Below are 24,678 nucleotides of genomic sequence, written 5' to 3'. Positions count from 1 at the left end.
TACGCGCCGATCAGGCGGCGTGTTTTGGTTGTGGTAGTCAGCCGGATGTTGCGTATGCCAATGTGGCGGCGAACTTTTCGGCCAGCATGAGCGTCGTGAGATTGGTGTTGGCCCGCGGAATGGCCGGCATGGTCGACGCGTCCACCACGTGTAGTCCGTCGATCCCGCGCACCGCGCCGCGAGCGTCGGTCACGGCGAACGGGTCGTCGTCCGGGCCCATCCGGCAGGTGCCGACCGGGTGCTGGTAGGAGGCGGTCTCGGCACGCACCGTGGTCTCGAGGTCGCCGTCCGTCGCGCAGGGGGTCAGCATCCGCGCCAGCGGCTCGGTTGCCGCGATCTCGCGCGCGAGCCGCACACCGGTCATCATGCGGTCCAGGTCGTCGGGATGATCGAGTAGGCAGGGCGTGATGGCGGGCCCGCCCGCCCGCACCCGCACCGTGCCGCGGGAACGCGGGGCGATCAACCCGATCACCATGTGACACAACGACTTTCCGTCCAGGGTCGCCGGTCCAGCGGGAAAGACCTGCAGTTCCGGATCCCGATCGTGCACCGCGCAGGTGAGCAGGTTCTGCAGGGGCGGCGTCGCATCGGCCAGGGTGGTCGTGAAGGGCAACCGCAGCAGCGGATGATCCTGCAGATTGCGCCCGACCCCGGGCAGGTCGACGACCGTCTCGATTCCGGACTCGCCGAGCTCGGCGACGGGACCGATGCCCGAGCGCAACAACAGCAGCGGCGATCCGTACGCACCAGCGGCCAGCACGATCAGGTCCGCGTACAGGGACTCTTCGGCTTCGGCCAACCGCACGCCGGTGGCGCGGGTGCCGTCCAGCAGGATTCGCTCCACTCGGACACCGCTGCGGACGGTGAGATTGGATCGCGTGCGCGCGGCCGCGAGATAGGTCAGCGCGGTGGATTGACGGACGCCGTCGAGCTGGTTGAACGGAATCGGCCCGACGCCCTGCGCGTGCGGGGCGTTGTGGTCGTCGATCGCGGGGTATCCGGCGGCCACGCAGGCGTCGGCGAAGGCGCGCTGGATCGGCGTCCACTCGTCCCGGCCGGGGCGGGTGATCGTCACCGCGCCCCTGCCGCCGTGCCACTCGTCGGCGAAGTCCAGATCGCGTTCCACCGCACGGAAATACGGCAGCACGTCGGCGAAACCGAAACCGGGATTGCCGAATTCGGCCCACGAGTCGTAGTCGGAGGGGCTTCCGCGCAACGCCATCGCGTTGTTCGTCGCCGAACTACCGCCCACCACCCGCCCCGCGGCGAGCGGGATGCGCCTGTCGGATAAGTCGGGTTCGCTGAGATACCCCCAGTCGTAAGGAGTTTCGGTGAGATCGGTGATGTCGGTGAGCTCGATGGGCAACTCGCTCGCTGTCGAGCCGAAATCCGGGCCCGCCTCCAACAGCAGCACCGAGCGGTCCAGATTCTCGGAGAGGCGATCGGCCAGCACTCCGCCCGCCGAACCGGCGCCGATGATGATCACGTCGTACCCCGGCGTCATTACGGCCTCCTTTCTCGAGGATGTGTTGGTACATCAGTCGAGTGGGGTACCCGGACCTGACGTCAAGGAATCCCTCACTCCAGATCCGGTCGGCGCGCCCCCCATCGAGCGGTCGAGCCCACTTCCGTTGGGCGGGGCGCTTTCCAGGTGAGATCAATTGCGGCGCAACGTCTATGCACATCCGACTCCGGGCGGCCGGGATGCCGCGCGACGTAGGCCCGCACCCAGCGCGCCGATCCGGATCCCGCGCACGCCGCACCCCTCAGGCACCCGGTGTGTGCAGGCGGGCCGCTATCCCGTCCAGCAGGCAGTCGAGTCCGAACTCGAAATTTTCCGTGCCGTTGAGGTCGCCGGCTTCGGTGACGAAACGGTTGAAGGTCGGGTAGCGACCGCTGGCGACGACGCGTTCGACGTATGGGCCGACCGTGGCCCGCCACTGCTCCTCGCTCAACCCGCCCCGGCGCCGGGTCTCCTCCTCGGCCAGCTCACCGAGTACGAACCCCATGACGTAACTGTTGATCGCGGCGAGCACCCCCGCCAGTCTGCCGATGTCCGGACCCAGACCGTCGATGACCGAGAGCGAGAACTCCAGGTGCCGTAATGCGTTGGGGCCCAACGGCGGACGCGTCGCGGCCACGGATGCGAACCAGGTGTGGCGCAGCAGCACCGTCCTGGTCCGGCGGGCGAACAGCCGCAGGTCGGCCCGCCAGTCGGACGAGGGCCGCTCGGGCAGTTCGGTTTCGCCGTATACCTCGTCCACCAGCAGATCGAGCAGGTCCTCCTTGTCCGACACGTGCCGGTAGAGGGACATCGCGGTGGTGCCGAGCTTGGCGGCGATCCGGCGCATCGATACCGCCTGGAGACCCTCACTGTCGGCGATGTCGAGGGCCACCCGGACGATCTGCTCGCGGCTGAGCGCCTGCCGCGGCTCCCGGTTCTGCTGGATCATCCGGTCCCAGATCAGCTCGGGCGGGCGAGCTTCCGCCGTCTTCCCGGACTTCGCTTCCATCGAATCTCCATTCCCACTGGCCTGCGTACAGTGTAATCGATGTATACACCGTAATCTGTTATTGATAGCCGTACGCTGTTGTATACAACGTATACAGCGCTCAACGACGGTGGACAACAGAAGGGGGCGTTTATGCAACCGACAAGCCGCGACAGCGAGCTCGCAATCCTCGCCGAGGGGCTGACCAAGCGGTTCGGAAAGACCGTGGCACTGAAGGATGTCGACCTCGCGATCGAACAGGGCACGGTGTGCGGACTGCTCGGACCGAACGGAGCCGGCAAGACCACGCTGGTACGAATACTGACCACGCTGTTGCGTCCCGATTCGGGGACCGCGCGAGTCGCCGGATTCGACGTGATCCACGAGGCCGAACGACTGCGCTACCGGATCGGCCTCGCCGGACAGCACGCGGCCGTCGACGAGCTGTTGACCGGCCGCAACAACCTGGAGATGGTGGGCCGCCTCTACCACCTCACGTGGAAGGCGGCCAAGCAGCGCGGCACGGAACTATTGGAATGCTTCGGGCTCACCGATGCGGCCGATCGACCCGTGCGCACGTACTCGGGCGGGATGCGCCGCCGGCTGGATCTGGCCGCCAGCCTCGTCGTCGCACCCGCGGTGCTCTTCCTCGACGAACCCACCACGGGCCTGGACCCCCGCAGCCGCAACGGCATGTGGGAGGTGATCGCCGATCTCGTCGAATCCGGAACGACCCTGCTACTCACCACGCAGTACCTGGAGGAGGCCGACCGGCTCGCGGACCGGATCGTGGTGATCGACTCCGGCCGGTTGATCGCCGCGGGCACCCCGTCCGAGCTGAAGGCCGAGGTCGGTGGGGTGCGGGTCGATGTCGTGGTGCGCGACGAATCGCGGTTGGAACGGGTCCGGCAGGCACTGGTGTCGATCGGCTCCGGAGCACCGGCGGTCGACCGCCACGCCCGCCGCGTCACCGTCCCGGTCGCGAACGGGGCCACCTCCCTGGTGGAGGCGGTCCGTGAACTCGACGCGGCCGATATCGAACTCGAAGACATCGGACTTCGCCGCCCCACCATGGACGAGGTCTTTCTGCAACTCACCGGCCGCACCGTCGACGAGCGCGAGCCGGTCGGACAGGGGTCGCACGATGAGTGACCCCATGAACGGATTCACCATGCCGCATATGGCGGCGCCGCCGGCGGATGTCGTCGCGCGTATCCGATGGACCATCGCGGACGCCGTCACCATGACGTGGCGCAATTTATCGCATATCCGCCGCGTGCCGGAGAAGCTGCTCGATGTCACGATGCAGCCGATCGTGCTGGTGCTGTTGTTCGCCTATGTCCTCGGCAGTGCCATCCACCTCGAAGGCAGTGGCAACTACCGCGAATACCTCATCCCGGGCATTTTCGTGCAGAGCATTTTCTTCGCGGCGGCGGGCAGTGCGGTCGACGTCGCGGTCGATATGGCGCGGGGAATCATCGACCGGTTCCGGTCGCTGCCCGTCGCCCGCTCGGCGGTGGTCGTCGGCCGCACGGTCGCCGATCTGTTCGACACGACGCTGAGCCTGGCCGTCATGACGGTCTGCGGTTTCCTCGTCGGTTGGCGGGTGCACAACGGATTCGCTTCTGCGGCAGCGGCATTCGGACTACTCCTGCTGTTCTCCTTCGGCTCGAGCTGGATGACGACCTTCATCGGGCTGATGGTGCGAACCCCGGAGGCGGCGACCGGCGTCACCATGGCGATCCTGATTCCGCTGACGTTCGTCGCCAACACGTTCATCCCCATCGGCGGCCTGCCCGGCTGGCTGCGCACCGCAACGTGCTGGAGTCCGATCAGCGCGGCGGCCGCGGCGTGCCGCCAACTCTTCGGAAATCCCGACCCGATCCCGCCGGACGCCGCCTGGCCGTTACACCATCCGGTGGCGGCGTTCGTGGGGTGGTCGATCGTGCTTCTCGTGGTGTTCGTCCCACTCACCGTCTGGCGCTACCGCAACGCGACGAGCCACTGAATCCGCAACGGCCCCAACGACTGTGGAAGGGAGCGGTCTCGGGCAGAATCGATCGAACAGCGTCAGATAGCCGGGCAGCGGCGAGTGACGGACCGGCACCGACACCGGGCGGCTGTGCGGCACGCGCTGGCAGTCGGCGGCACTCACGCGCTGTGGTTCGACCGGCTGAAACGCGGCAGGTTCAAACGGTCGATGGTTGTTGGGTTTTGCGGACGTTGGGACGCAAAGTGCGGCAGGCCAGCTCGACGGCCAGGCGGTCGTCGGGGTCGCGGAGGTTGACGCCGAGGAGGCGCTGGGTGCGGGTGATGCGGTCGGCGACGGTGTTGCGGTGCAGGCCGAGGGCGCTGGCGGTGGCTACTACCGAGGACTCGTGTTCCAGGTAGACGTCGAGGGTGGTGAGGAGGAGTTCCTGGTCGACGAGGGGGGCGAGCAGGGTGTTGGCCAGGGCGCGGGCGGGGCGGGAGCGGGTCCAGGCGCGGACCAGGCGGCCGACGCCGAGGGTGTCGATGTGGGCGACGCGGGTTCCGGTGTCCTGGACGAGATCCGGGGTGGTGGGATCGATGGAGAGGGCGGCCTCGCGGGCCTCGTCGACGGTGCGGCCGAGGCCGCCGATGCCGGGGTGGCTGCGGCCGATACCGGCGGCGATCTCGATGCGGGAGCCGAGGCGGAGCAGGGCCCGGCGCACCGCGGTGAGCAGTCCGTTGACGGTCTGGGGCGACGGTTCGTCCTTGGCGGTATGCCAGGCGACCCAGCCGTCGGACTGTTCGACGAGGGGGCCGCTGATTTCGTTGTCGTCGAGCGCGCGCAGCATCTCGTCGCGGTCGGCGAGGTTGTCGTGCGCGGATTCGTTGAGGCGGCGCAGGTAGATACCGGTGTGCCAGCCGTCGAGTCGCCAACCCAGGATCGCGGCACGGTGTCTGGGTACCGGGCCCGCGTCCTCGCGCAATCGCAGCAGGTCGGCCAGCAGTGTGGTGCGGGCGCGGGCATCGCGCTCGGCGTCGAGGCGCTGGGTGGCCAGCCACGCCAGCACCCACGGTTCCGCGGTGGCCAGCACCGCCTGCGCGATCTCGACCATCGCCTGCGCGGGCCGCGACAGCGCCGCGGTCGTCCACAGCGGCGCCGAACCGGTGCTGACAGGGTGCAGCACATAGGTGATCGCATCCTCCACGACGACCTGTGGCAGCGTGAGATCGCGCCGGAACTGCGCGGGCGCATGGTCGCCGTGCACGAGTTCACCATCCGGGCTCAGCGCGCTGACCGGGGCGCGCAGCACCTCCGATGCGGCCTTGATCACCGAGCTCAGGTCGTCGGCCCGCCCGTGGATCCGGCGCAGGAAGCGCAGTATGTGCTCGGCCCGCACCACCTCGGGCGTCGAAACCAGTTGCGCCAGACGCAAAGCCACGTCGTGCGCACGGGCCGGCTCGGGCAGCAGGATGAGTGGCAGGCCGAGCCGCTCCGCGAGCAGCACGCTGGTGGCGAGCGGACCGTGCGGCCCGCCCGGCAGCACCAGACCGGCGACACCGGCCAGCGCGCACCGGCGGATACCCGCCTCGACCTGCCACCCTGTCGAATCGCCGAGCCCGGTGACCACGATCAGGTCGCCGACGCCGAGCCCGGCGGCATCGACGCCCGCGCGCACGTTCACCCGGCGCACCACGGTATCGGTGACGGGGCCGCCGACAACGCGCGCGGCTGCGAGTTCCGGATGGGCCACGAGTTGCGCCAGCGATACTGGGCCGGGCGTTGTCTTCACCGTGTAGGCCTCCTGGGTGGGCTCACCTGCGCCCGAACCGGATCCACGTCGACGCCGTGGGCGCGTGGTCCGATGCGAGCCAAAATGTCTTGTTGCCAAAGCCGATCGGGCACCGGCAGGGTCAGCACCGCCACCTCGTGCCCGCGCCGCACCTGCCCGGTCTGGATCGGGCGCAGCGTGTGCGCGTCGAGCACGCAGATCACGTCCGGAGTGGTCACGACCACCTCGCCGTCCCGCAGGACCATCGAGTATTCGTTCTGCATTTCGACGCGCAGTACCGGGGGATGATCGGAGGCGGAGCCGAGAGGGCGGGTGAGCACATGCTCGTCAACGGTCTGCACCGCGACGCTGCCGCTGGCGAAGGCGCGCCCCTCGTAACGGTAGACCTCGAGCACAGTGCCCTGGCCCAGGAAATTGCCGCCGAGCCGCTCCGCCAACGCATTTCCGTCGTCGCCCACGGCCTCGCCTTCCCGGTGCCGACGACCGAGCCCGATGACCTCGGCCACTGTGCCCGGCAGCGCGACATCCCGGTATATCTGCGCGGGTATCGGCGGATAGGCCAGCACCGCCCACCCGCCCAACCCGGTGAGCGCACCGCGCATAACCCGCTCAGCGGTCCGGGCGTCCACTCCGTCGACGATGACGGCCGCGCCGTGCGCCTCGGCACTCACCCACGCACCGGTGAGTTCGGCTGCGGTGAATACGGTTTGGTCGAGCCGGGAAAACGCCCGGCCCATCAGATCGCCGTCGACCACCGGCTTACCGGTTTGCGCGGCGGCGATGAACGGAACCAGCGCGTTGCTACCGCCGATCTCGACCACGCCGATGGCGTCCACCTCGACGCCGAGTTGCCGCTCAGCGGTGCTGACGCAGCGGCGCAATTCGTCTCCGGCGGGCAGCTTTTCGATGGCCACCGACGCGGTCGACCCGAATGCGCACAGCACGAGGACCCAGCCCTGTTCGAGTTCGTCGATGCCGATCAACCTGGCCTCGGCCCCGGAAGCGAGCTCGGTGCTCAACCACAGCGCGCTCAGGTGGGAATCGCCTCCACCACCGGAGCCGAGCAGGCTCGCCCCGCGCTGCAATGCGTCCACATCGTCGAGACCGAGCTTGCCGGTGATCACGTCAGTTCCTCGACCGATCGGAAGTCGAGCTCGAATCCGAATGCGCGCGGGCCGAATACGGCCAGCGCGGCGGGTGTACGCATGATCGGCGGTGCGGAGATCGCGTAGATCGTCACCCGCTGGCCGAAGCGCAGCGACTCGGTAGTGATCGGCTCCGCTGTCTCTGCGTTGAGCACCGTAATGAGATCCGGCACAACAACTCTCACCCGGCCATCGATGCGGGCAAGAAGGTGCTCGTTCTGAAAAGTCAACTCCAGCACCGAATCACCGCCGAACGACTTGATCAGCGCCTTACCGCGGGCGAATCCCCCGACGGTCGCGCGCTCCACATCAATGATGCGACCGGTGAAAATCGGTGCGGCATAACCATAGTCGGTCTCCTTGAACAGTGCCGTCAACTCCTGCAACGGATCTCGATGCCGGTCGCGGCTCTCGCGCAGGCAGCGGCCGACCCGCAGGGCCAGGGTGAGGGTGTTGCGGATCGCGGTGCGCCGCACCTGCGCACCGCTCATCGAATAGTGCGCGATATTGGCCGTACCGCCCATCCGCACCGTGACGGCCCGTGCGAGCCGCTCGAGCCTGCGGTTATCGACGCCGGTGTCGATGATGCCGTGTTCGTCGTGCGCACCGCTGAATGCCATGGGGGAACCGGGAATTCCGTACACGGCGAACGTCACCATCTGCAATTCCGGAAAGGCCCGGCCCATACCGTCCGCGTCCACCACCGGCAGCCCGAGTTGCGCGCCGACCAGCAGCGGAACCATCGAATTGGAACCGCCGGACTCGATCGGCATGGTGGCGTCGGCGCGTCGGCCGAGGTGGCGCTCCAGTGCGCGCAGGGCCGCGGCCGCCTCGGTGCCGCGCGGCAGCTTCTCGATCCGCACGGTCGGCGCGCCCATGCCCGCGGTCGGAATCACCAGCGTGTCACCCGCGATCTCCGCCGGGTCGACCAATTCGACGGTGCGCCCGCGCCGGTACTCCTCCCGCACCATCATCCAGCCCAGGTAGGGATCGCCTCCGCCGCCGGTGCCGAGTAGCGCGGCGCCCCGGGCGAGGTCCGGCAGATCCTCCGCACGCAGCTCATGCCCCATGGCGGCTCGCCAACAGCAGGTCGCCGACCGCCTTGACCCTTACGCGCGTGGCGTTTCCGGGCAAGTAGGCGATCGGGACTTCGTCCACGTCGACGATATCGACGTGATCCGGATCGGCGCCACCGGCGATCGCGCGATCGACGGCCTCCTGTTTGGCGGCGTCCAGCACGGCATCGCGCCGTCCGGGCTCCACCGAGTAGATGCGATCCACTTCACCGCCGATCTGCGCGATCGCCGCGCCGATCGCGTTGGCGACCGCGAAATGCTCTGTGCGGTGCACACTTCCGACGCCGCCGAGCTGGTCCGGCACCAGGAATTCACCGCCGCCCACGACAACCACCGGCAGCAGTTCACGCGAGGTGCGCATCCGGTCGATCACCTGGCTGATCTTCGCCTCGACCGTGTCCAGCGCCCGCTTGACGAAGTCGTCGGACAACTGCCGGACCCGGCCCCGATCGCCGATATCGAGAATTCCCGCGGCAACGCCGATATCGGTCGCGGTGAGGACATCACCGCCGAACACCATCGCCCGGCCGGTGAGCCGATAGCCGACGCTGTCCGGCCCGACATCGATTCCGTCCGAGGCGGATTCGCGCACCAGCGAGCCGCCGCCGAGCCCGATCGAAATCACGTCCGGCATACGGAAATTCGTGCGGACACCGGCGACGATCACCTCCGTCGCCGCCTCCCGCGGGAAACCCCGGCGCAGCACGCCGACATCGGTCGTAGTGCCGCCGACATCGACGACGACGCAGTCACCGAGCCCCGAGAGGAACGCCGCGCCGCGCATCGAATTGGTCGGACCGGAGGCGAAGGTCGCGACGGGATACTGTCTGGCGTAATGGATTTCCATCAGCGTGCCGTCGTTCTGGCTGAGGTACAGCGGCGCGCCGATGCCCGCGCCGCGCACCGCGTTGATCAGCCCATCCACGATCTGCGCGGCCATCTCGCCGAGCGCGGCATTGATGATCGTGGCGTTCTCCCGCTGCAGCAGGCCGAGCCTGCCGATCTCGTGGGACAGGCTGATCGACATCTCGGGCGCCTCGGCCGCGACGATCTGCGCCGCCCGCATTTCGTGCTCCGCGCTGACCGGCGAGAACACCGAGGAGATCGCGACGCTGCGCACACCGTGGTCGAGCATGTCGTGCGCGGCCGCCCGGATCTCGTCCTCGTCCAGGTCCGAGATCAGCTGACCGTCGTACTCGAAACCGCCGTGGCACAGGTACGGCCGACCCGCGACGGCCCGCACCAGCGACTCCGGCCAGTCGACCATGGGCGGCAGTGCGGCCGTCGCGGGCAGACCCAGGCGCAGCGCCGCCGTGGGCGCGAGCCGGTTCGCCTCGACGAGCGCGTTGATGAAATGCGTGGTGCCGATCATGACCGCCCGCACGTCCGCGGGGTGCACGCCGGAGCTCGCGGCGAGATCGGCGAGCGCCGTGACGATTCCGGACGTGACGTCCTCGGTGGTCGGCGTCTTGATTGCGGAAACTACCCGCGCGCCGTCCATGAGGACCGCATCGGTGTTCGTGCCACCGACATCGATGCCAATGCGCATGCGATCACCCTACGGTAACCGGGCGCTTCGTTCTGGTTAATAGCCAAGTCAAATCGACTGCCGCAGAGCCGGTTTGACCGCAGCAGGGTCCGTATCGCGGGATCCGAACCCGCGCAGCAGCCCGATCCGGTCCGCGACGAGGTAGAGCGCGAAGGCAGCAACCAGAGCGTTGAGGCTGGGCAGGCCGAATTTCACGTACTTGCCGAAAAGTGAAGCCAGCAGCCAGATCACGAGCGTTGCGGGCACCCACATGGGCGAGCTCATCGGCAAAGTGGTGTCCGACGAGGCGAGTTGCGATCGCCAGCGGCGCACAACGAAGTATTCGGCGATCATGATCGCCGGTATCGGCGGGAAGGCCACCGCGAGCAGATTGAGGAAATCGGTGTAGTGCGAAAGGATTCCGGCCGCACCGAGCACACTGCCTGCTATTCCGAGCGTGATCGACACCCACGCCCGGTCGACGCGGCGACCCGATACCGCCTCGACGAGATTGGTCACGCCGAGCGAGGACACATAGAGGTTCCAGTCGTTGACCTTGATGGCGGCGGCGACGATCACCAGCACGCCGACCCAGCCGACCGACGAGGTGACGATCACGACGACGTTCTTGCTCTGCAGCGCATGGGCGAGCAGCACACCCACCGATCCGATCACCCACTCGCCCAGCGTGATTCCGACGATCGTCTGCTTGACCACGTCGGCGGGCGTGCGGTTGAAGCGGGTCATATCCGGGGAGATCACCGCGCCGACCATGAACTGGCCCGCGACCAGCGTGACGGCCTGCACCAGGCTCAGATGCGGGCCGGGCGCGGGGTCGGTCAGCAGGTGCCCCAGGTCGTGGCGGCGCAGTTCGACCACCACCGACACGGTCGCCAGGATGAAGAAGGCGGGCACGGTGAGGTAGGCCGTCCAGGCCATCCACCGGAATCCGTAGGTCACGATCACGGTGACCAGCAGGCCGAACAGCAGCGACCAGCCCCACACCGGCAGCAGCCCGAGAATCTTCTCCAGACTGCTGCCCGCCAGCTGCGATTGCACACCGAACCAGCCGACCGCGCTCAGCCCGATGACCAGCCCGACCACCGCCGCGCCGCCCTGGCCGAATCCGGTCCAGCGGCTGAGCACCGATGTCGAAAGTCCTTCGCGCTGACCGATAATGCCGACCCCGATGACCACCAGCTCGAGCAGCACGGCGCCCAGGGTGAACGCCAGAAATGCCTGCCAGAACGGCAGGCCGAAACCCAGCGTCGCGCCCAGCAAGAACTGACTGAGCCCGGAGATCTGGCCGAATCGCTGCGTAGCCACCGACAGCCAGGGATAGCGTGCCCGTCGCGGGACACGGGTCAGCGCGTAGTCGTCGTGCCCAAGCCGGGCGGCCATCGACGTTCCCCCTCTGAATTCCGCTGTAGCGTAATGGGATTCGCATAGTACCGAGAGCCGGACAAACACCCCATGTGCGATCTGCACATCCGGCCTGACCGAAATATGCAGCACGCCCGGATCGAGTGGCCGAATGTGCCAGCCGCTCGATCCATACCGGTCGTCTATGCAGTCCGCACATGGACGGTTGCCCTGGAGATACCTACGGTCAGTCAACGGTGGGTCGCATTTCACGTATCGGGAAGGGGGACAACGTGTTCACTGGTCTGCTCCGCAGTCGTCGCGCACGTCACGCAAAGGCCGATTATCGCGAACGGTGTGCCCACACCGACCCTCCACTCTGTCCGACCTGTGGTCGTCCGCTGGATCACCTGGGCCGGGACTGGTTGACCGGTCTGCTCGACCGCGGCGCCTGGCACCACCACGCCGATATGGTGCTGACCGAAGGCGTCGCCCGCCGCGAACCCGTCACCCTGCTCATCGCCGACCTCGACCGTTTCAAGATCATCAACGACGAACACGGCCATCTTGCCGGGGACGACGCCCTGCGCCAGGTCGCGGGCATCCTGCGTGCGGTCACCCGGCACACCGACCTGGTCGCCCGCTACGGCGGCGACGAATTCCTGGTGCTGATGCCGGACACCGACGCCGACGACGCGCGCGCGGTGGCCCGCCGCCTCAACCTCGAGCTCAACGCCGCGCGACTACCCACGCTCAGCGCCCGCCAGGGCGAGATCATCCTGACCGGCCTCTCGGCATCCGTCGGGCTGGCCACCTACCGCACCGGCACCGGACTCGAGGACCTGCTGCTGGCCGCGGACGCGGCGCTGCTGGCGGCGAAACGCAACGGCCGCGCCCAGAGCTGTATCCGAGGCGGCCGCGACTGGACCTTCGACAGGGCGGTCCGCCCTTTCGCCCTGCGCGCCGGCTGATCCTGCTCGCCGACAGCTGAGCGCGCACATAACGACATGCATGCCGCGGGTTTTCTAGTTGATCTTCTCGCCAGGGCAAACCCAGTGTGGCGCCGACTCATTGAGATCACGGGGTGAGTGCCGCTCAGGAATCGGTCCGTAGCGCCTCGCGTGTCAACAGGCCGCGGTCGAGGGCGACGACTACGGCGTGGGTTCGGTCGCTGACGTCCAGCTTGGCGAACACTCGTAGGAGGTGGGTCTTCACCGTGGCTTCCGCGATGACGAGCCGTTTGCCGATCTCGGCGTTGGACAGGCCGTCGGCTACCGCCGTGAGCACTTCTTTCTCGCGTACGGTCAGCGCAATCGGGGTTGGCCTGCGCATGCGAGCAACCAGTTTTTCGGCGACCCGTGGCGCAAGCACGGTCTCGCCGCGGGCGGCAGCGTGGACAGCTTGGACGAGGTGATCGCGTGAGGTGTCTTTGAGCAGGTAGCCGATGGCTCCGGCTTCGACCGCGCGCTCGATCTCGGAATCGGTGTCGAAGGTGGTGAGGATCAGTACCCGGGTCGTGGTCCGAGCGACGATCTCGGTGGTGGCGGCCACGCCGTCGAGGACGGGCATCCGCAGATCGAGCAGTGCCACGTCGGGGGTGAGGTGCTCGACGAGTTCGATTGCGGCGCGGCCGTTGTCCGCCTCACCGACGATCTCGATGGTCGGCGCTGCGGCGAGTAGTGCGACGACGCCCGCACGCAGCATCGCGTGATCGTCGGCGATGACGATACGGAGTGGATTTTCGGTCATGTCACACCGGGCAATTCGAGGGAACGGTGGCCAGCACACGAGTGCCGTCGCCGAGAGAACTGGTCACGGTGAGTTCGCCACCGAGTTCGGCGAGGCGCTTGCGCATGCCGTCGAGGCCGAACCCTCGGGCATCTGCGGGCGCGAAACCGCGGCCGTCATCGGTGATTTCGAGTTCGATACCGTTCGGGTGCCGGGCGAGGACTACGCCGACCGTCTTGGCAGTGGCGTGTTTGCGGATGTTGGCCAATGACTCCTGGGTGCAACGCAGCAGGGCAATCCGTATCGGCTGATCGCAGTTCAGGTCCGGTAGTTCGGCAGTGACGCGGAGCCCGGTGTCTTCGCTGAATCGGTCAAGGGTGCGGCGCAGGATATCCGCGAGTGCTATCGAAGCAACGCCGCTGTGCGAGTCGGCACTGACGAGAATGCGCGCCTCGGTGAGGTTCTCGCGCGCCGTGCGCTCGATCGAGAGCAGATGTTTGGCGGCCGTGTCCTGGTCGGCGCCGAGACCAGTTCGTGCCGCTTGTGCCAGCACGATGATGGAGGCGAAACCCTGCGCCAGGGTGTCGTGGATTTCGCGGGCGATCCGCTCGCGTTCGTCCGCGGCGCCCTGACGCTGGTTCGCCTCGGCCAGCTGGGCTTGGGTGTGTGCCAACTCTGCCCCCAGTCGGCGGGCCTGCTCGTCACCGTGCTGGAGAACTCGGTGCAGCCACAGCCCGATCAGGGTGCCGCCCGCGTAGCCGAGCACGGTGAAAACGACATTGCCGGTGAAGAACTCCTGCCGGATGAGGGCACCGGTGAGACTGGCCGCAGCAGCGGCACTGGTGAAAGTGACCGCACGCCGCGTATTCGATGCGTAGATCCAGAACTGAGGCAACGACACAATGAATAACGCGGCGCCGCCTTTCAGCAGATAGGACATCGCGCCGAGCACCAGAACGAGCAGACCGAGGAAGACGGCAGGACGCAGCACCGGATCACGCGAGCTCGCCATCGCCCAGCCGACCACGAGCACGATCACCAGCGCCATCGTCACGTATTTGGTTGCGGGGCCTCGATGCAGCACGGCGAGCACCGGTGGGATCAGACCGAACAGCACCCACAGAGCGGTGTACCACCGATGGAGTACCTGTAGCCGGAATCGGTCGTTGGGCTGCGGCCGTCGATTCATTCCGCTCAGCCTACGGTTTCCAGCGTGCGGTCGACGGCGGCGAGACGTGGTGTGCGCGACGGCCACCAGGTGCGGTCGCCGAGCACCAGCAGGAGTGCGGGCAGGATCAGGACCCGGATGACGAACGCGTCGAGCAGAACGGCAACCGCGAGGGCGAAGCCCATCTGCTTCATCTCCAAGATGTGCAGCGGAATGAAGGCGGCGAAGACCGTCATCATCACGAAGGCGGCGCTGCTGACCACGCTCGCCGAACCGCCGATGCCGTCGAGCACGGCCCGCCGGGTGGGCACGCCGCGCCGCGCGGCTTCCCTGATCCGGCTGATCACGAATACCTGGTAATCCATCGATAGCCCGAACAGGATCACCAACAGCAGCAGCGGTACCCGGGAACCGATTGTGCCGGTCGAATGAAAGTCGAGCAGACGCTCCGCCCAGGAGTGTTGGAAGGTCAGCGTCAGCAAGCCGAGCGCGGAACTCGCCGAGAGCAGGTTGAGTAGCACGCCGACGAGGCCGAGGACGACGGACCGGAAGGCCAGCACTGTCAATAGAAACGTAACCAGCAATAGCGCACCGATGATCAATGGCAGCTCATGTTTCTGATGTTCGGGATAGTCGGCGTACCGGGCTACGTCACCGGTTACCGCGAATTCGACGCCGGGTAGCACGCCGACGGTGGCAGGCAGATATTCGCCGCGAAGCCGGCCGAGGGACGCGCGAGCCGCTGTGTCGCTCACATAGTGGGGCACCGCCAGTTCCAGCAGGCTGACCTGGCGGTCGGGTGAGGTGCGCAGCGTTGCCGTGCCCGCCAGCGCCGGATCCGTGTGTGCGCGCCGGGCGAGTTCGCCCAGGGCGGCGGCTACTTCGTCCGCGCGACCGGGTTCGGCGACCACGACCACTTGATGCATCGACTTCAGTTCCGGGAAGGCCTGATTCAGTCGGTCGAAGGTCCGCATGGCCGCGATGATGCGCGGGTGGGTCTCCTTGCCCATATCGGTCAAGTCGAGTCCGAGCAGCGGGGTCGCGGCGGCAAGCATGGCGAGGATCGCGGCGGCGAGAGTGACCGCGGGGTGTTTCGCGGCCAGCCGCAGCAGCGCCGCGGTAATCCGGCCCGGCCCGGCTTTGCGCCGATCGATTGCGTTGTGCCGCGCGACGATCGCGTCGCGGCGGTCGGCCCGTCTGCCGAGCACGGTGAGCAGCGCGGGCAGGGCGGTCAGCGAGCCGAGTACGGCAACCATGGTGACCAGGATTGCGGCGGTGGCGATCGAGGAGAAGATGACATCGTCGGCGAGATACATTGTCGCGCTGGAGATGGCGACCGCGAGCCCGGAGACCACGACGGCCCGGCCGGAGGTGGCGGCGGCCAGGCTCACCATGGCCTGCGCATCGAGTGCGCCGCACGCGCGTGCCCGCTCTTCGCGCTCCCGCTTCAGATAGAACAGGGTGTAGTCGACGCCGACCGCCATGCCGATCAACAAGATGATGTTGACGCCGACGCCATTGTCGGGGACCAGGTGTGAGGCCGGCATCGACAGTCCGATGGCTGCCACGATCGCGGAAATCGCCAGCAGCAGCGGCACCAGCGCCATCGCGACGGAGCGGAAGACCACCAGCAAGGTGATCAGGGTGATCGGCAGCGCGATCAGTTCGGTACGCGACAGGTCTCGGTCGCGTAGTTCGTCGACCTCGCGGCTGATCGAGGGACCGCCGGTCTGCTCGATCCGCAGATCCGGATGGGCGGCTTGCTCTTGCGCGGTTTCCGCGCGCAGCGGCAGGACCTGCTTCTTGCCATCGAGCTCGGCGCCGGTCATGGTGATGTCGACCCGGACCGCCGCACCGTCGGCCGAATACACCGGTGCGGCAACGAATTCGACCTCGGGCAGCCTCCGCATCCGGTCGCCGATCTCGCGCGCCGCGGCAGCGGCAGCGGCCGGATCCAGCCGGTCACCGCGGGGCCCCGCGGTGATGAGTACCCGCTCCACCGGCCGCTGCTGCAGTCCACCCCGGGCCGCCATCGCCTCGCCACGGCCTGCCTCGCCGATCCGGAAATCCTCGGTGCCCGCGGCCTTTCCGCCCACTGCGGTACCGATACCGATACACAGCACCACGAACAGCAGCCAGCCCGCGATTGCCAGCCACGGGTGACGAATGCTCCAGCGAGCCAAACCTACCGGGCGATCACGCATGCCATGAATGTTCGTTGTCGCGCCGGTGCCGCCGACAGCCTCGACCGATGGAATGCCGAGTCCACCGTTCGGTGGACCATCACTGCATGGCCGACAAGGCGCTGATGGTGAAATGCTCGCGCGACGCCGAGCCGAGGTGCTGTGGGAGATCACCAGATGGCAGGCGTCGCGAGAGAAATAGCCCACGCCGATCCACTGCAGCGACGGCGGTGGCTCAACGCGCCTGCGCCGATCGTCACCGGCGCAGAAACTTGCGATGCGTAGCCGTGCGACTCAGTGGCACGGCGGTTTGTAGGGCAATCCGGGCAGGGCCTGTTCCCATGTGTTGCGGTCGAGCACCATCCGAGTGACGGAGCAGATCCGTTGGATCTCGTGGTCGACATCCAGGTCCCAGACGAGTAATCCCTCGTCGTACCCGCTGACCGCCAAATAGTTGCCCGTCGAGTCGAATGCCACCTGCCTTCTCGGTCCGATCGATCGGACACTCGACAGCACTATCACCGATGGATGGGTGCGATCGGAAAAGTCCCACAATCGGACTTCCCCGTCGAAGGAGCCCGATGCCAGCCGGTTCCCGTCGGGGCTGAAATCGAGTGAGTCGATTGCCGAGTTGTAACCGGTGAGCTGGTCGCCGACGGCGACCGGCTCGTCAGGTTTGCTGACATCCCATATCCGGGCGGTTTTGTCCGCGCCCGCGGAGACCAATGTCAGCCCGTCGGGACTCAGCGCGAGACTTTCGATCGAACCGGTGCCTGCCTGCAGAGTGTCGCCTACTTGGCGGGGTCGGCCGGGCTCCGACATATCCCACATCTTCACCGCACCGATGCTGTCCGCGGTATAGAGCATCCTGCCGTCGGGACAGAATCGCATACTGGTGATCCAGCCCGACGACACCTGGCGGGGAGCTCCCACCGGTACCGGAGCCTTGGGATCGGCGATATTCCAGACCTGGATCGAATGCTCGTCGTGGCTGGTGACCAGCAGCGGCATTTTCGGACTGAATACCGCCTTGGAATCGAAATGACTGAACAGCGGTATCGTGCTGATCAACTGTAGCTTCGTCGGATCGGATATATCGTACAACCGGAATTCGAACGGGTTCTGGTTGAGGACGACGAACATCCGACCGCGCGGATCGACTGCGCTGTCTATTATTCGCGTGCCGGTGTGGAATTCGCCCAGCCGGCGCGTCGCGTGTGGGTCGTGGATATCCCAGGTCTGCACCTTTCCCTTACTCGATGTGGTGACCAGAACCTTGGTCTGCGGATCGAATGTCGAGGTGTCGACCGCACCGGCCGGACTGAACGGAGCTCCGGGCAATGACCACAAACGGACGACCCCGTCCTGACTTCCGGTGGCGACCGTCCGCTGATCCGGACTGATCGCGACGGCGAAGACGCCGCCCCGCCGGCCCGCCAAGGGGCTGCCTATTATTTGGACACGCGCATCCGCGACATTCCACAATTTCGCAGTGCCGTCGGTGCCACCGGTAATCAGAGTTTTCCCGCCCGGACCGAAGACCAGTGACCATATTTTCCCGTTGTGCGCCACCAATGGCGCCAGGCTCGGGCGGGGCGACGCGGGATCGGTCGTATCCCATATCGCCACGACCCCGTCATCGCTACCGGCCGCCAGTTTTCGGCCGTCCGGGCTGAATGCGACGGAGTGCGGTATCGCGGTGAAGCCACCGAGTGGCGGACCCATCGGCACCGGATCGGCCGGGTCGATGACATTCCATAATCGCACCGTCCGATCGTCGCTGGCGGTCGCCAACACCCGGCCGTCCGGGCTGAAGGCCGCCGATCGGATCGAGCCGTCTTGTTTGGATATCCGGTGCACCAGGACCGGATGGTCCGGATCGGCGATATTCCACAGCGCCACCGTGTGGTCGTCGTTGGCGGCCGCGAGCGTACGACCGTCCGGGCTGAAAACCACGTTGTATATCGCGCCGTTTCCGCCGGACATCGGGTCGGCCAATAATTGAGGCCGCGCCGGATCGTCCACATTCCACAACCGGACCAGGTGGTCCTCCCCGCCGATGGCGAGTATTCTGCCGTCCGGGCTGAATTGCGCCGCGGATGCGAAACCTCGAATTCCGGTGATGGGGCCGCAAGTCGGTGCGGGATTTCGTGGATCTCGGGTATTCCACAGATGGACGGTGCCATTCGCATAGGCCGCCGCCAGCAGCCCGCGCGAGGAGAACGCGGCATTCAGCACCGGACTGTCGGGGCCGAGCAGCGGGGTCGCGAGGGCCACGGTTTGCGTGCTCAGCAGCCGCGCCGTGACGTCCGGATCGCCGGGCCGGAGCCGGTACGCGACCAGATTCAGCTGAGCCGACAGCGACGGATCGACATCCTGCAGACTGTCCGCCTTGGCCAGCACCTCCTGGAAAATGGCCTCGGTGCGCTGAATTTCCGCGGTCCGGCTCCTGTCGAAGAAACCTACGGTCACCACCAGCAGGAAAACCCCGAGTATCGCCATCAGCGATTTGGTGACCCGCGCCCGGTGCTCCGCTTTGAGCCGCTCCGCGCGGGATGCCCGCAGGAACTGCTTGCCGATGTCGGATACCAGGCAGTCGGAATGCTCCTGCGCCGATTCGAGCCGGACGCCACGGTAGAGCAACGACTCGTCGTGATTTGTCGCGACCCATTGCGCCGCATCGGTTTCCAGCTGCCGCCGGACCAGGTATCCGGCCCGGTCCTCGTCGATCCACTGCCGCAGTCGCGGCCAGGCGTCCAATACGATCTCATGGGCCAGGCATACCGAATCGCCGTCGATGGTGATCAACCGCGCCCCGGTCAGCGTTTCCAGGACAGCCTCCGCCACGGCGACATTTTCGACGGAGTTCAACAATTCCGCGCGGGCGACGATCCGCCGGGTATCGCGGGAATTGCGCCCGACCGTCACCAGACTCAGCAGGATTTGTTTGGCGATTCCCTGCTGCGATTCGGTCAAGATATCCCAGGCATTTTCGGCCGTCGTCGCCACCGAGCCCATCACACCGCCGGAGCGGCGATATCCGTCCACGGTCAGCCGCTTGCCCTCGCGCTTCTGCCAAACCGCCTCCATGACATGCGATAACAGCGGTAATGTGCCCGCGCCGGCGACCGTTCCGGACCGATGGGCGCCGATTCCGCAGAGCTCGCTGATCACCAATTCCTGCAGACCGGGTTCGAGTACCAGCCCGGCCAATTCCGCCGGGCCGGCGATCGCATCGCGCAGTTCGTCCAGTCGCATCGAATCGAGCACATAGCTGTGCCGATTCAGCGCACCCGCCAGCATCGGATAGTCGAGGCAGCGCGCATAGAAGTCGGCCCGGACCGCGATGATCGCGATGGATGCGTGGTCCGGCCGGCCGATCACGGCGCGTTCGAGGGCAGCGAGAAATGCGTCGCGCTCATCGTCGTCGTCGCAGGCGGTGAACAGCTCTTCGAACTGATCCACGATCAGCAGTCGCCGCCGATCGGGCGCCCATTCGTCCAATTCCGCCGAGGCCGAATCCTCGCACACCGGCGGGGCCGATTCGTCGTCGCGGCCGAGCGCCGTTCGCAACGCGGCCAACGGTTTTCCGCCCGGCCGCATGGTCGCTATCGCCCATTCGTTCGCGGATTCGGCGAGGGCCGGAATCAGACCCGCCGCCAACAGCGATGATTTTCCCGCACCCGACGCACCCACCAGCACGATGAGCCCGGAGCGGTCCGCACCGAGGGCGATTTCCGCCACCAGCCCCAGCAACGCCTCCGTCGCGCGGTTGCGGCCGAAATACAATTCGGAATCCTCGCGCCGATACGATTGCAGGCCCAGATACGGTGTGGCCACACTGTTCTTGACCGGCTTGGGGGCCACGGTATTCGAATCGAGCCACAGATCGCGCCACTGCCGCATATCGAGCAGCGAATCTTCCGCCGTGTACCCCTGCCTTCTGGCCATATTTATCAATGTGGCCAGCACCGGTGCGAGCGATTCGAATCGAGCGGGGACGTTCCGGCCTGCCGCCCAGTCGCTGATCCGCTGCGACGACAGCGTGATCGCCCGACCCTTGTTGTTCTTCTGTTTACCGCTGGTTTGCTCTACCAGCGCATTGGCCATTATGGCCACGCGCCTCATCGAAGGATCGCCCGCCGCCGAGAACAGCTCCGTGAATTTCTGTGCGAAAAGCTTTCTCGGCGATGCCTCCCTTAACCCGTCCAATGCAGAAAGCCCCCATATCGAGCCGATTTGCCCCCGGCTCGCCGAACCGTGAAACTACGTCAGCGCGAGAACAACACTGGCCTCGGCATTCGGCCGAACTGGTCGGTCGGTACCGATAGTAGCAGCCACCTCCGATCCGCGCGGGCCGAAACGTCTCGGATTGTCCAGGGCCCCTTGGCATTTGGGTTCGGTGACCCGTGCACGTCCGGTTCGGGTGGATGGACAGCAGCGGATGGAATGTCAAACCAGGAGTAGTACTTCCGAAGGATACGGTCCGGCGACCGACGTCGGAATAGTCGGGTGCATGACCGATTCGATCGCCACTGCGGGACCGAACACCACCGACAACCAACCGACCCGGCCGACCGCGCGACGGGTGGTGGCGCTCGACGTGCTGCGCGGCATCGCGATTCTCGGCACCCTCGGCACCAACATCTGGATCGTCACCCATCGAGAAGGGATGCTGGGATACATCCACGAGCTGCAGCAGCCCGCACACGGCTGGCTGTGGCTCGAGCGGGTGCTGCAGCAATTCGTGCAGGGCAAATACCTCGGCCTGCTCACCATAATGTTCGGCATCGGGCTGGCCATCCAACAGCGCTCCGCACAGCGTGCCGGACGGCGCTGGCCCGGGAGCTACCCGTGGCGCGCCGGCCTGCTGCTCCTCGACGGCCTGCTCAACTTCCTGTTCGTCGCCGAATACGACGTGCTGATGGGCTATGCGGTGACCGGCCTGATCGTCTCCTTCATCCTCGCGACAAGTGAACGCGCACAACGGCGTTGGCTGATCACCGCGGCGGCCGTCCACTTCGCGCTGCTGACCGTGATGGCGCTCGGGATGATCTTCGCGCTCAACCTGGACTCCGGGGGCCACAAGCCGCTGAATCCGAATCCCTATGCGACCGGTTCGTTCTGGGATCTCGTCGTATTCCGGGTGCAGCACATCGATTCGTTCCGGTTCGAACCGATATTCATCTCCGCGATGTCGCTCGCGCTGTTCCTGACCGGTGCACTGCTGTACCGTGCGGGGGTCTTCCTGCCCGAGGGCGCGCGGCTGCGTAAGCGGCTGATGATCGTCGGTTTCGGCATCGCCGCACCGATCGACCTGCTCATCGGCATACTCGGCAGCGGCGATATGTTCGTCTTCTGCCGCTACGGCACCGCAGCATTCGTCTCGTTCGGCATCCTCGCGCTGGTGGCGGAGTTCTATGTGCGGCGTACCCGGCTCGGGTTCGCCGGCCGCAGGCTCACCGAGATCGGGCGGACCGCGTTGAGCTGCTACATCCTGCAGAACCTGATCGCATCGTTCCTGTGCTACGGCTGGGGACTCGGACTCGCCAAGGACGTATCGGACGATGCCCGCGTGCCGTTCACGGTCGGCATCTTCCTGCTGGTCGCGCTGATCATCGCCACCTCCGCGCACTTCTGGCTGCGCCGGTTCGAGCGCGGTCCGGTCGAATGGTTGTGGAACCGCAGCTATCGCGCCCTGGCTCGCGAGCAGTAGCACCGACCCGGTAGACAACGACAACCCGGCGGCCTCATGGTCGCCGGGTTTGTCATATCGCGCCCCGGCCATTTCCATTCCTTGGGGCCGGTAGGGGTTGAAGCACTCCCCGCACCACCGAAAAATCGAAATCGACTCGTCCGCAATTCGCGAAATACCGGAAGGCAGCAGCATGGAATCTGCGACCAAAGCCCAGGCCCGTGCCGAACTGGACGAGTTCATTCAAAGTAAGCCGTTCAGCTGTCTCGGCGCACGTGCGGCGCTCAAGCGCGACACGATAACGCACGGGCATTATCGGGAACTCGGCGACGCGGAATCGGCGCGGGAACACCACCGCGATCTCGCCGAATACGCGCGCGGTCTGCCGGGCACGCTGTCCGACAAGAGCTTCAAGACATTCGTGGCGACCTTCGACGCACCCGGTCTGCTGAGCGAACCGGAGTTCGAGCGACTGCTCTGGCAGCATCTGCAGCTGGTCCACGATATCGATATCCAGGAACACACCCCGGATACGCGATTCTCCAGCGATCCCGCCGAGGCGACCTTCGGATTCCCGACGGCCGGGCACGCATTTTTCGTCGTCGGCCTGCATCCGGGTTCGTCGCGGGCCAGCAGGCGTTTCACCAGAATCGCGGCCGCGTTCAATTCGAATGTTCAGTTCGTCCTGATGGGCGAAACATTCGACCGTATGCAGGAGAAGATCCGGGGCCGGGAAGTGACCAACAACGGTTCGGTCAACCCGAGCTTCACCACCTACGAGTACACGCAACCCGCACGGCATTTCTCGGGTCGGTTCACCGAACAGGACTGGAAATGCCCGTTCGAGCCGCGCGGCTGATCCGGCCGGGCCGGCGGGTTCAGGCCCGCTCCGCGTCCCCGGCCTCCTCGGCGAGCAGCTGCGACACGCTCCGGTCCCGCAGCGGGACCTCTTTCATGCGCAATGCCAGCGCACAGGTCAGCACCATGATGCCCGCGCCGAGCAGGAAGACCAGGTTGATGGACGAGGCGAAGCCCTCGCGGAACGGCCTGGCCAGCGCCTGATCCATGGCGTCGAGGAACGACGAATCCGACGGGATCCGCCGCGCGCCGTTCAGGAAGTCGAAAAGCGGTGCGTTGGACGGCGTCTCGGCCACCGCCGGATCGTGTATCGCGGCGGCGAAGTCCTGATCGGTGGTGGCCCGCCGCAATGCGGACGCGATACTGCCGTGCAATGTCCCGAACATCAGCGACAGGAACAGCGCGACACCGAGGGCGCTGGCCATCTGCCTGATGAAGGTCAGTGAGGCGGTGGCCGCACTGGTGTCCCGGGCGGGCACCGCATTCTGCGCGGCCATGGTGATCGCCTGGGTACAGCTGCCGACGCCGATGCCGAACAGCACGACGAGCAGAACCGGCACCCACATCGGCGTGTCGACGCCGACGAATCCGAAGCCGACCATGCCGACCGTGGTGACCGCGGCGCCGACCACCGGCAGCATCTTGTAGCGCCCGCGGCGCGAGATGATCGCCCCGGAGGCGATCGTGGCGATGATGACGCCGAGCATCATCGGCAGCATGATCAGGCCGGACAGGATCGGCTTGGCCCCGCGCACCAGCTGAAGATAAAGCGGCACAAGGGATATCGCGCCGAACATGCCGACGCCGACCGTCGCGGCGATCAGGACCGAGATCCGATAGGTCTGCACCCGGAACAGGCGCAGCGGGATCAGCGCCGCATCGCCGGCCCGCCGCTGCACCACGAGGAATATCGACAATCCGAGCAGACCGATCACCAGGCAGGCCACGAAAAGCGGTGAGCCCCAACCCCAATCGCGTCCGCTCTCGAACAACATCAGTATCGGCGCGACGGCGACCAGGATCGTCACACCACCCCAGTAATCGACCTTGGTGGTCTGACGATAGTGCTTTACGTTGAGCGCCTTGACGATCACGGCCAGCGCGACGAGCCCGATCGGTAGGTTGACCAGGAAGATCCAGCGCCAGCCCGCGATGCCCAGAAAGCTGGAGGCCCCGGCGAACAGACCGCCGACGGCCGGGCCGAGCACGCTCGCCGACACCCACACCGCCAGGAAATAGCCCTGGTACCGGGCGCGATCCCGCGGCGCCATGATGTCCGCGCTGATCGTGTACGGCAGGGTGACCAGTCCGCCCGCGCCGAGACCCTGGATCGCCCTGAAGGCCGCGAGCTGATACATCGACTGGGCGAAAGCGCAGGTCAACGAGCCGATCAGAAATAGGACGATCGCGATCAGGTAGAGCGATTTGCGGCCGTAGATATCGGCGAGCCTGCCGTAGATCGGCCCCGATACGGTTTCGGTGACCAGGAAGGCGGTGGTCGCCCAGGCCAGCAGGTCGAGTCCGCCCAGGCCGTCGGCGATCGTTTTGAGCGAGGTGCTCATCACGGTCACGTCCAGCGCGGACAGGAATATCCCGGCCATGAGTCCCGGCAGCACCGCGAGTACGAGTCGGTGGTTGCGCGCGTCATCCGCCCGCGGTTCCGAGATGCTCATGGACAGCCT

18 protein-coding genes are annotated in these 24,678 nt (G+C 66.5%); 6 read left to right on the top strand and 12 right to left on the bottom strand.

All coding sequences use genetic code 11. The annotated features are described in order from the left end of the window. Nucleotides 1-37: 37 nt before the first annotated feature. Together LGY53_RS10690 and LGY53_RS10685 are read right to left on the bottom strand one after the other, a co-directional pair. Nucleotides 38-1,504 (bottom strand): GMC family oxidoreductase, encoded by a 1,467-nt coding sequence (locus LGY53_RS10690; protein ID WP_225726498.1) that lies wholly within the window; start codon nt 1,502-1,504, stop codon nt 38-40. A 262-nt stretch (nt 1,505-1,766) separates the two neighbouring features. Next, on the bottom strand, nt 1,767-2,513 hold the full coding sequence (locus LGY53_RS10685; RefSeq protein ID WP_225726497.1) for a TetR/AcrR family transcriptional regulator: 747 nt from the start codon (nt 2,511-2,513) through the stop codon (nt 1,767-1,769). Nucleotides 2,514-2,645: 132 nt separating this feature from the next. Here LGY53_RS10685 and LGY53_RS10680 point away from each other — a divergent pair, with 132 nt between their 5' ends. Then, the gene (locus LGY53_RS10680; RefSeq protein WP_225726496.1) at nt 2,646-3,644 is read left to right on the top strand and encodes an ATP-binding cassette domain-containing protein; all 999 of its coding nucleotides are present in this window, start codon (nt 2,646-2,648) and stop codon (nt 3,642-3,644) included. Further along, on the top strand, nt 3,637-4,500 hold the full coding sequence (locus tag LGY53_RS10675; protein WP_225726495.1) for an ABC transporter permease: 864 nt from the start codon (nt 3,637-3,639) through the stop codon (nt 4,498-4,500). The genes LGY53_RS10680 and LGY53_RS10675 overlap by 8 nt, the downstream gene beginning before the upstream one ends. Before the next feature lie 181 nt (nt 4,501-4,681). Here LGY53_RS10675 and LGY53_RS44120 read toward each other — a convergent pair whose 3' ends face one another. Genes LGY53_RS44120 through LGY53_RS10650 form a run of 5 tightly spaced genes read right to left on the bottom strand, consistent with a single transcriptional unit; the run spans nt 4,682 to nt 11,403 of the window. Continuing rightward, nucleotides 4,682-6,253 (bottom strand): helix-turn-helix domain-containing protein, encoded by a 1,572-nt coding sequence (locus LGY53_RS44120; protein WP_225726494.1) that lies wholly within the window; start codon nt 6,251-6,253, stop codon nt 4,682-4,684. Beyond that, nucleotides 6,250-7,377, bottom strand: a complete 1,128-nt coding sequence (locus LGY53_RS10665; RefSeq protein ID WP_225726493.1) for a DUF917 domain-containing protein — start codon at nt 7,375-7,377, stop codon at nt 6,250-6,252. The genes LGY53_RS44120 and LGY53_RS10665 overlap by 4 nt, the downstream gene beginning before the upstream one ends. Further along, nucleotides 7,374-8,468, bottom strand: coding sequence for a DUF917 domain-containing protein (locus LGY53_RS10660; protein ID WP_225726492.1), 1,095 nt, complete (start codon nt 8,466-8,468; stop codon nt 7,374-7,376). The genes LGY53_RS10665 and LGY53_RS10660 overlap by 4 nt, the downstream gene beginning before the upstream one ends. Continuing rightward, nucleotides 8,458-10,023, bottom strand: a complete 1,566-nt coding sequence (locus LGY53_RS10655; protein ID WP_225726491.1) for a hydantoinase/oxoprolinase family protein — start codon at nt 10,021-10,023, stop codon at nt 8,458-8,460. Before LGY53_RS10655 ends, LGY53_RS10660 begins: the two co-directional genes overlap by 11 nt. A gap of 48 nt (nt 10,024-10,071) precedes the next feature. Continuing rightward, nucleotides 10,072-11,403 carry a cytosine permease gene (locus tag LGY53_RS10650; protein ID WP_225726490.1) on the bottom strand — a complete coding sequence of 444 codons (1,332 nt, stop codon included), beginning with the start codon at nt 11,401-11,403 and terminating at the stop codon, nt 10,072-10,074. Nucleotides 11,404-11,789: 386 nt separating this feature from the next. On the opposite strand from LGY53_RS10650, the gene LGY53_RS10645 reads away from it, so the two are divergent. Next, nucleotides 11,790-12,335, top strand: coding sequence for a GGDEF domain-containing protein (locus LGY53_RS10645; RefSeq protein WP_255663818.1), 546 nt, complete (start codon nt 11,790-11,792; stop codon nt 12,333-12,335). A 124-nt stretch (nt 12,336-12,459) separates the two neighbouring features. On the opposite strand, the gene LGY53_RS10640 is transcribed toward LGY53_RS10645, so the two are convergent. The 4 genes from LGY53_RS10640 to LGY53_RS10625 form a co-directional block, all read right to left on the bottom strand. Next, nucleotides 12,460-13,113, bottom strand: a complete 654-nt coding sequence (locus LGY53_RS10640; RefSeq protein ID WP_225726488.1) for a response regulator transcription factor — start codon at nt 13,111-13,113, stop codon at nt 12,460-12,462. Nucleotide 13,114: 1 nt separating this feature from the next. After that, nucleotides 13,115-14,281, bottom strand: coding sequence for a sensor histidine kinase (locus LGY53_RS10635; protein ID WP_225726487.1), 1,167 nt, complete (start codon nt 14,279-14,281; stop codon nt 13,115-13,117). Nucleotides 14,282-14,286: 5 nt separating this feature from the next. Then, the gene (locus LGY53_RS10630; RefSeq protein ID WP_225726486.1) at nt 14,287-16,464 is read right to left on the bottom strand and encodes an MMPL family transporter; all 2,178 of its coding nucleotides are present in this window, start codon (nt 16,462-16,464) and stop codon (nt 14,287-14,289) included. Nucleotides 16,465-16,737: 273 nt separating this feature from the next. Next, on the bottom strand, nt 16,738-20,394 hold the full coding sequence (locus tag LGY53_RS10625; RefSeq protein WP_225726485.1) for a WD40 repeat domain-containing protein: 3,657 nt from the start codon (nt 20,392-20,394) through the stop codon (nt 16,738-16,740). A 10-nt stretch (nt 20,395-20,404) separates the two neighbouring features. Here LGY53_RS10625 and LGY53_RS10620 point away from each other — a divergent pair, with 10 nt between their 5' ends. The 3 genes from LGY53_RS10620 to gntA all read left to right on the top strand — a co-directional run bounded on the left by LGY53_RS10620 (nt 20,405) and on the right by gntA (nt 22,997). Continuing rightward, nucleotides 20,405-20,707, top strand: a complete 303-nt coding sequence (locus LGY53_RS10620) for a hypothetical protein (protein ID WP_225726484.1) — start codon at nt 20,405-20,407, stop codon at nt 20,705-20,707. Nucleotides 20,708-20,959: 252 nt separating this feature from the next. Continuing rightward, the gene (locus LGY53_RS10615; RefSeq protein WP_225726483.1) at nt 20,960-22,159 is read left to right on the top strand and encodes a DUF418 domain-containing protein; all 1,200 of its coding nucleotides are present in this window, start codon (nt 20,960-20,962) and stop codon (nt 22,157-22,159) included. Between the two features lie 172 nt (nt 22,160-22,331). Next, nucleotides 22,332-22,997 carry a guanitoxin biosynthesis heme-dependent pre-guanitoxin N-hydroxylase GntA gene (gene gntA, locus LGY53_RS10610; protein ID WP_225726482.1) on the top strand — a complete coding sequence of 222 codons (666 nt, stop codon included), beginning with the start codon at nt 22,332-22,334 and terminating at the stop codon, nt 22,995-22,997. Nucleotides 22,998-23,016: 19 nt separating this feature from the next. Here the strand turns inward: gntA and LGY53_RS10605 are convergent, their stop codons facing one another. After that, the gene (locus tag LGY53_RS10605; RefSeq protein WP_225726481.1) at nt 23,017-24,669 is read right to left on the bottom strand and encodes an MDR family MFS transporter; all 1,653 of its coding nucleotides are present in this window, start codon (nt 24,667-24,669) and stop codon (nt 23,017-23,019) included. Between the last annotated feature and the right edge of the window lie 9 nt (nt 24,670-24,678).

Source organism: Nocardia sp. JCM 34519.1, assembly GCF_020361265.1.
In the GTDB taxonomy this organism is placed as follows: Bacteria; Actinomycetota; Actinomycetes; order Mycobacteriales; family Mycobacteriaceae; genus Nocardia; species Nocardia arthritidis_A.
Note: the sequence above shows the minus strand (reverse complement) of the source record. Positions and strands in the feature narration are given on the sequence as shown.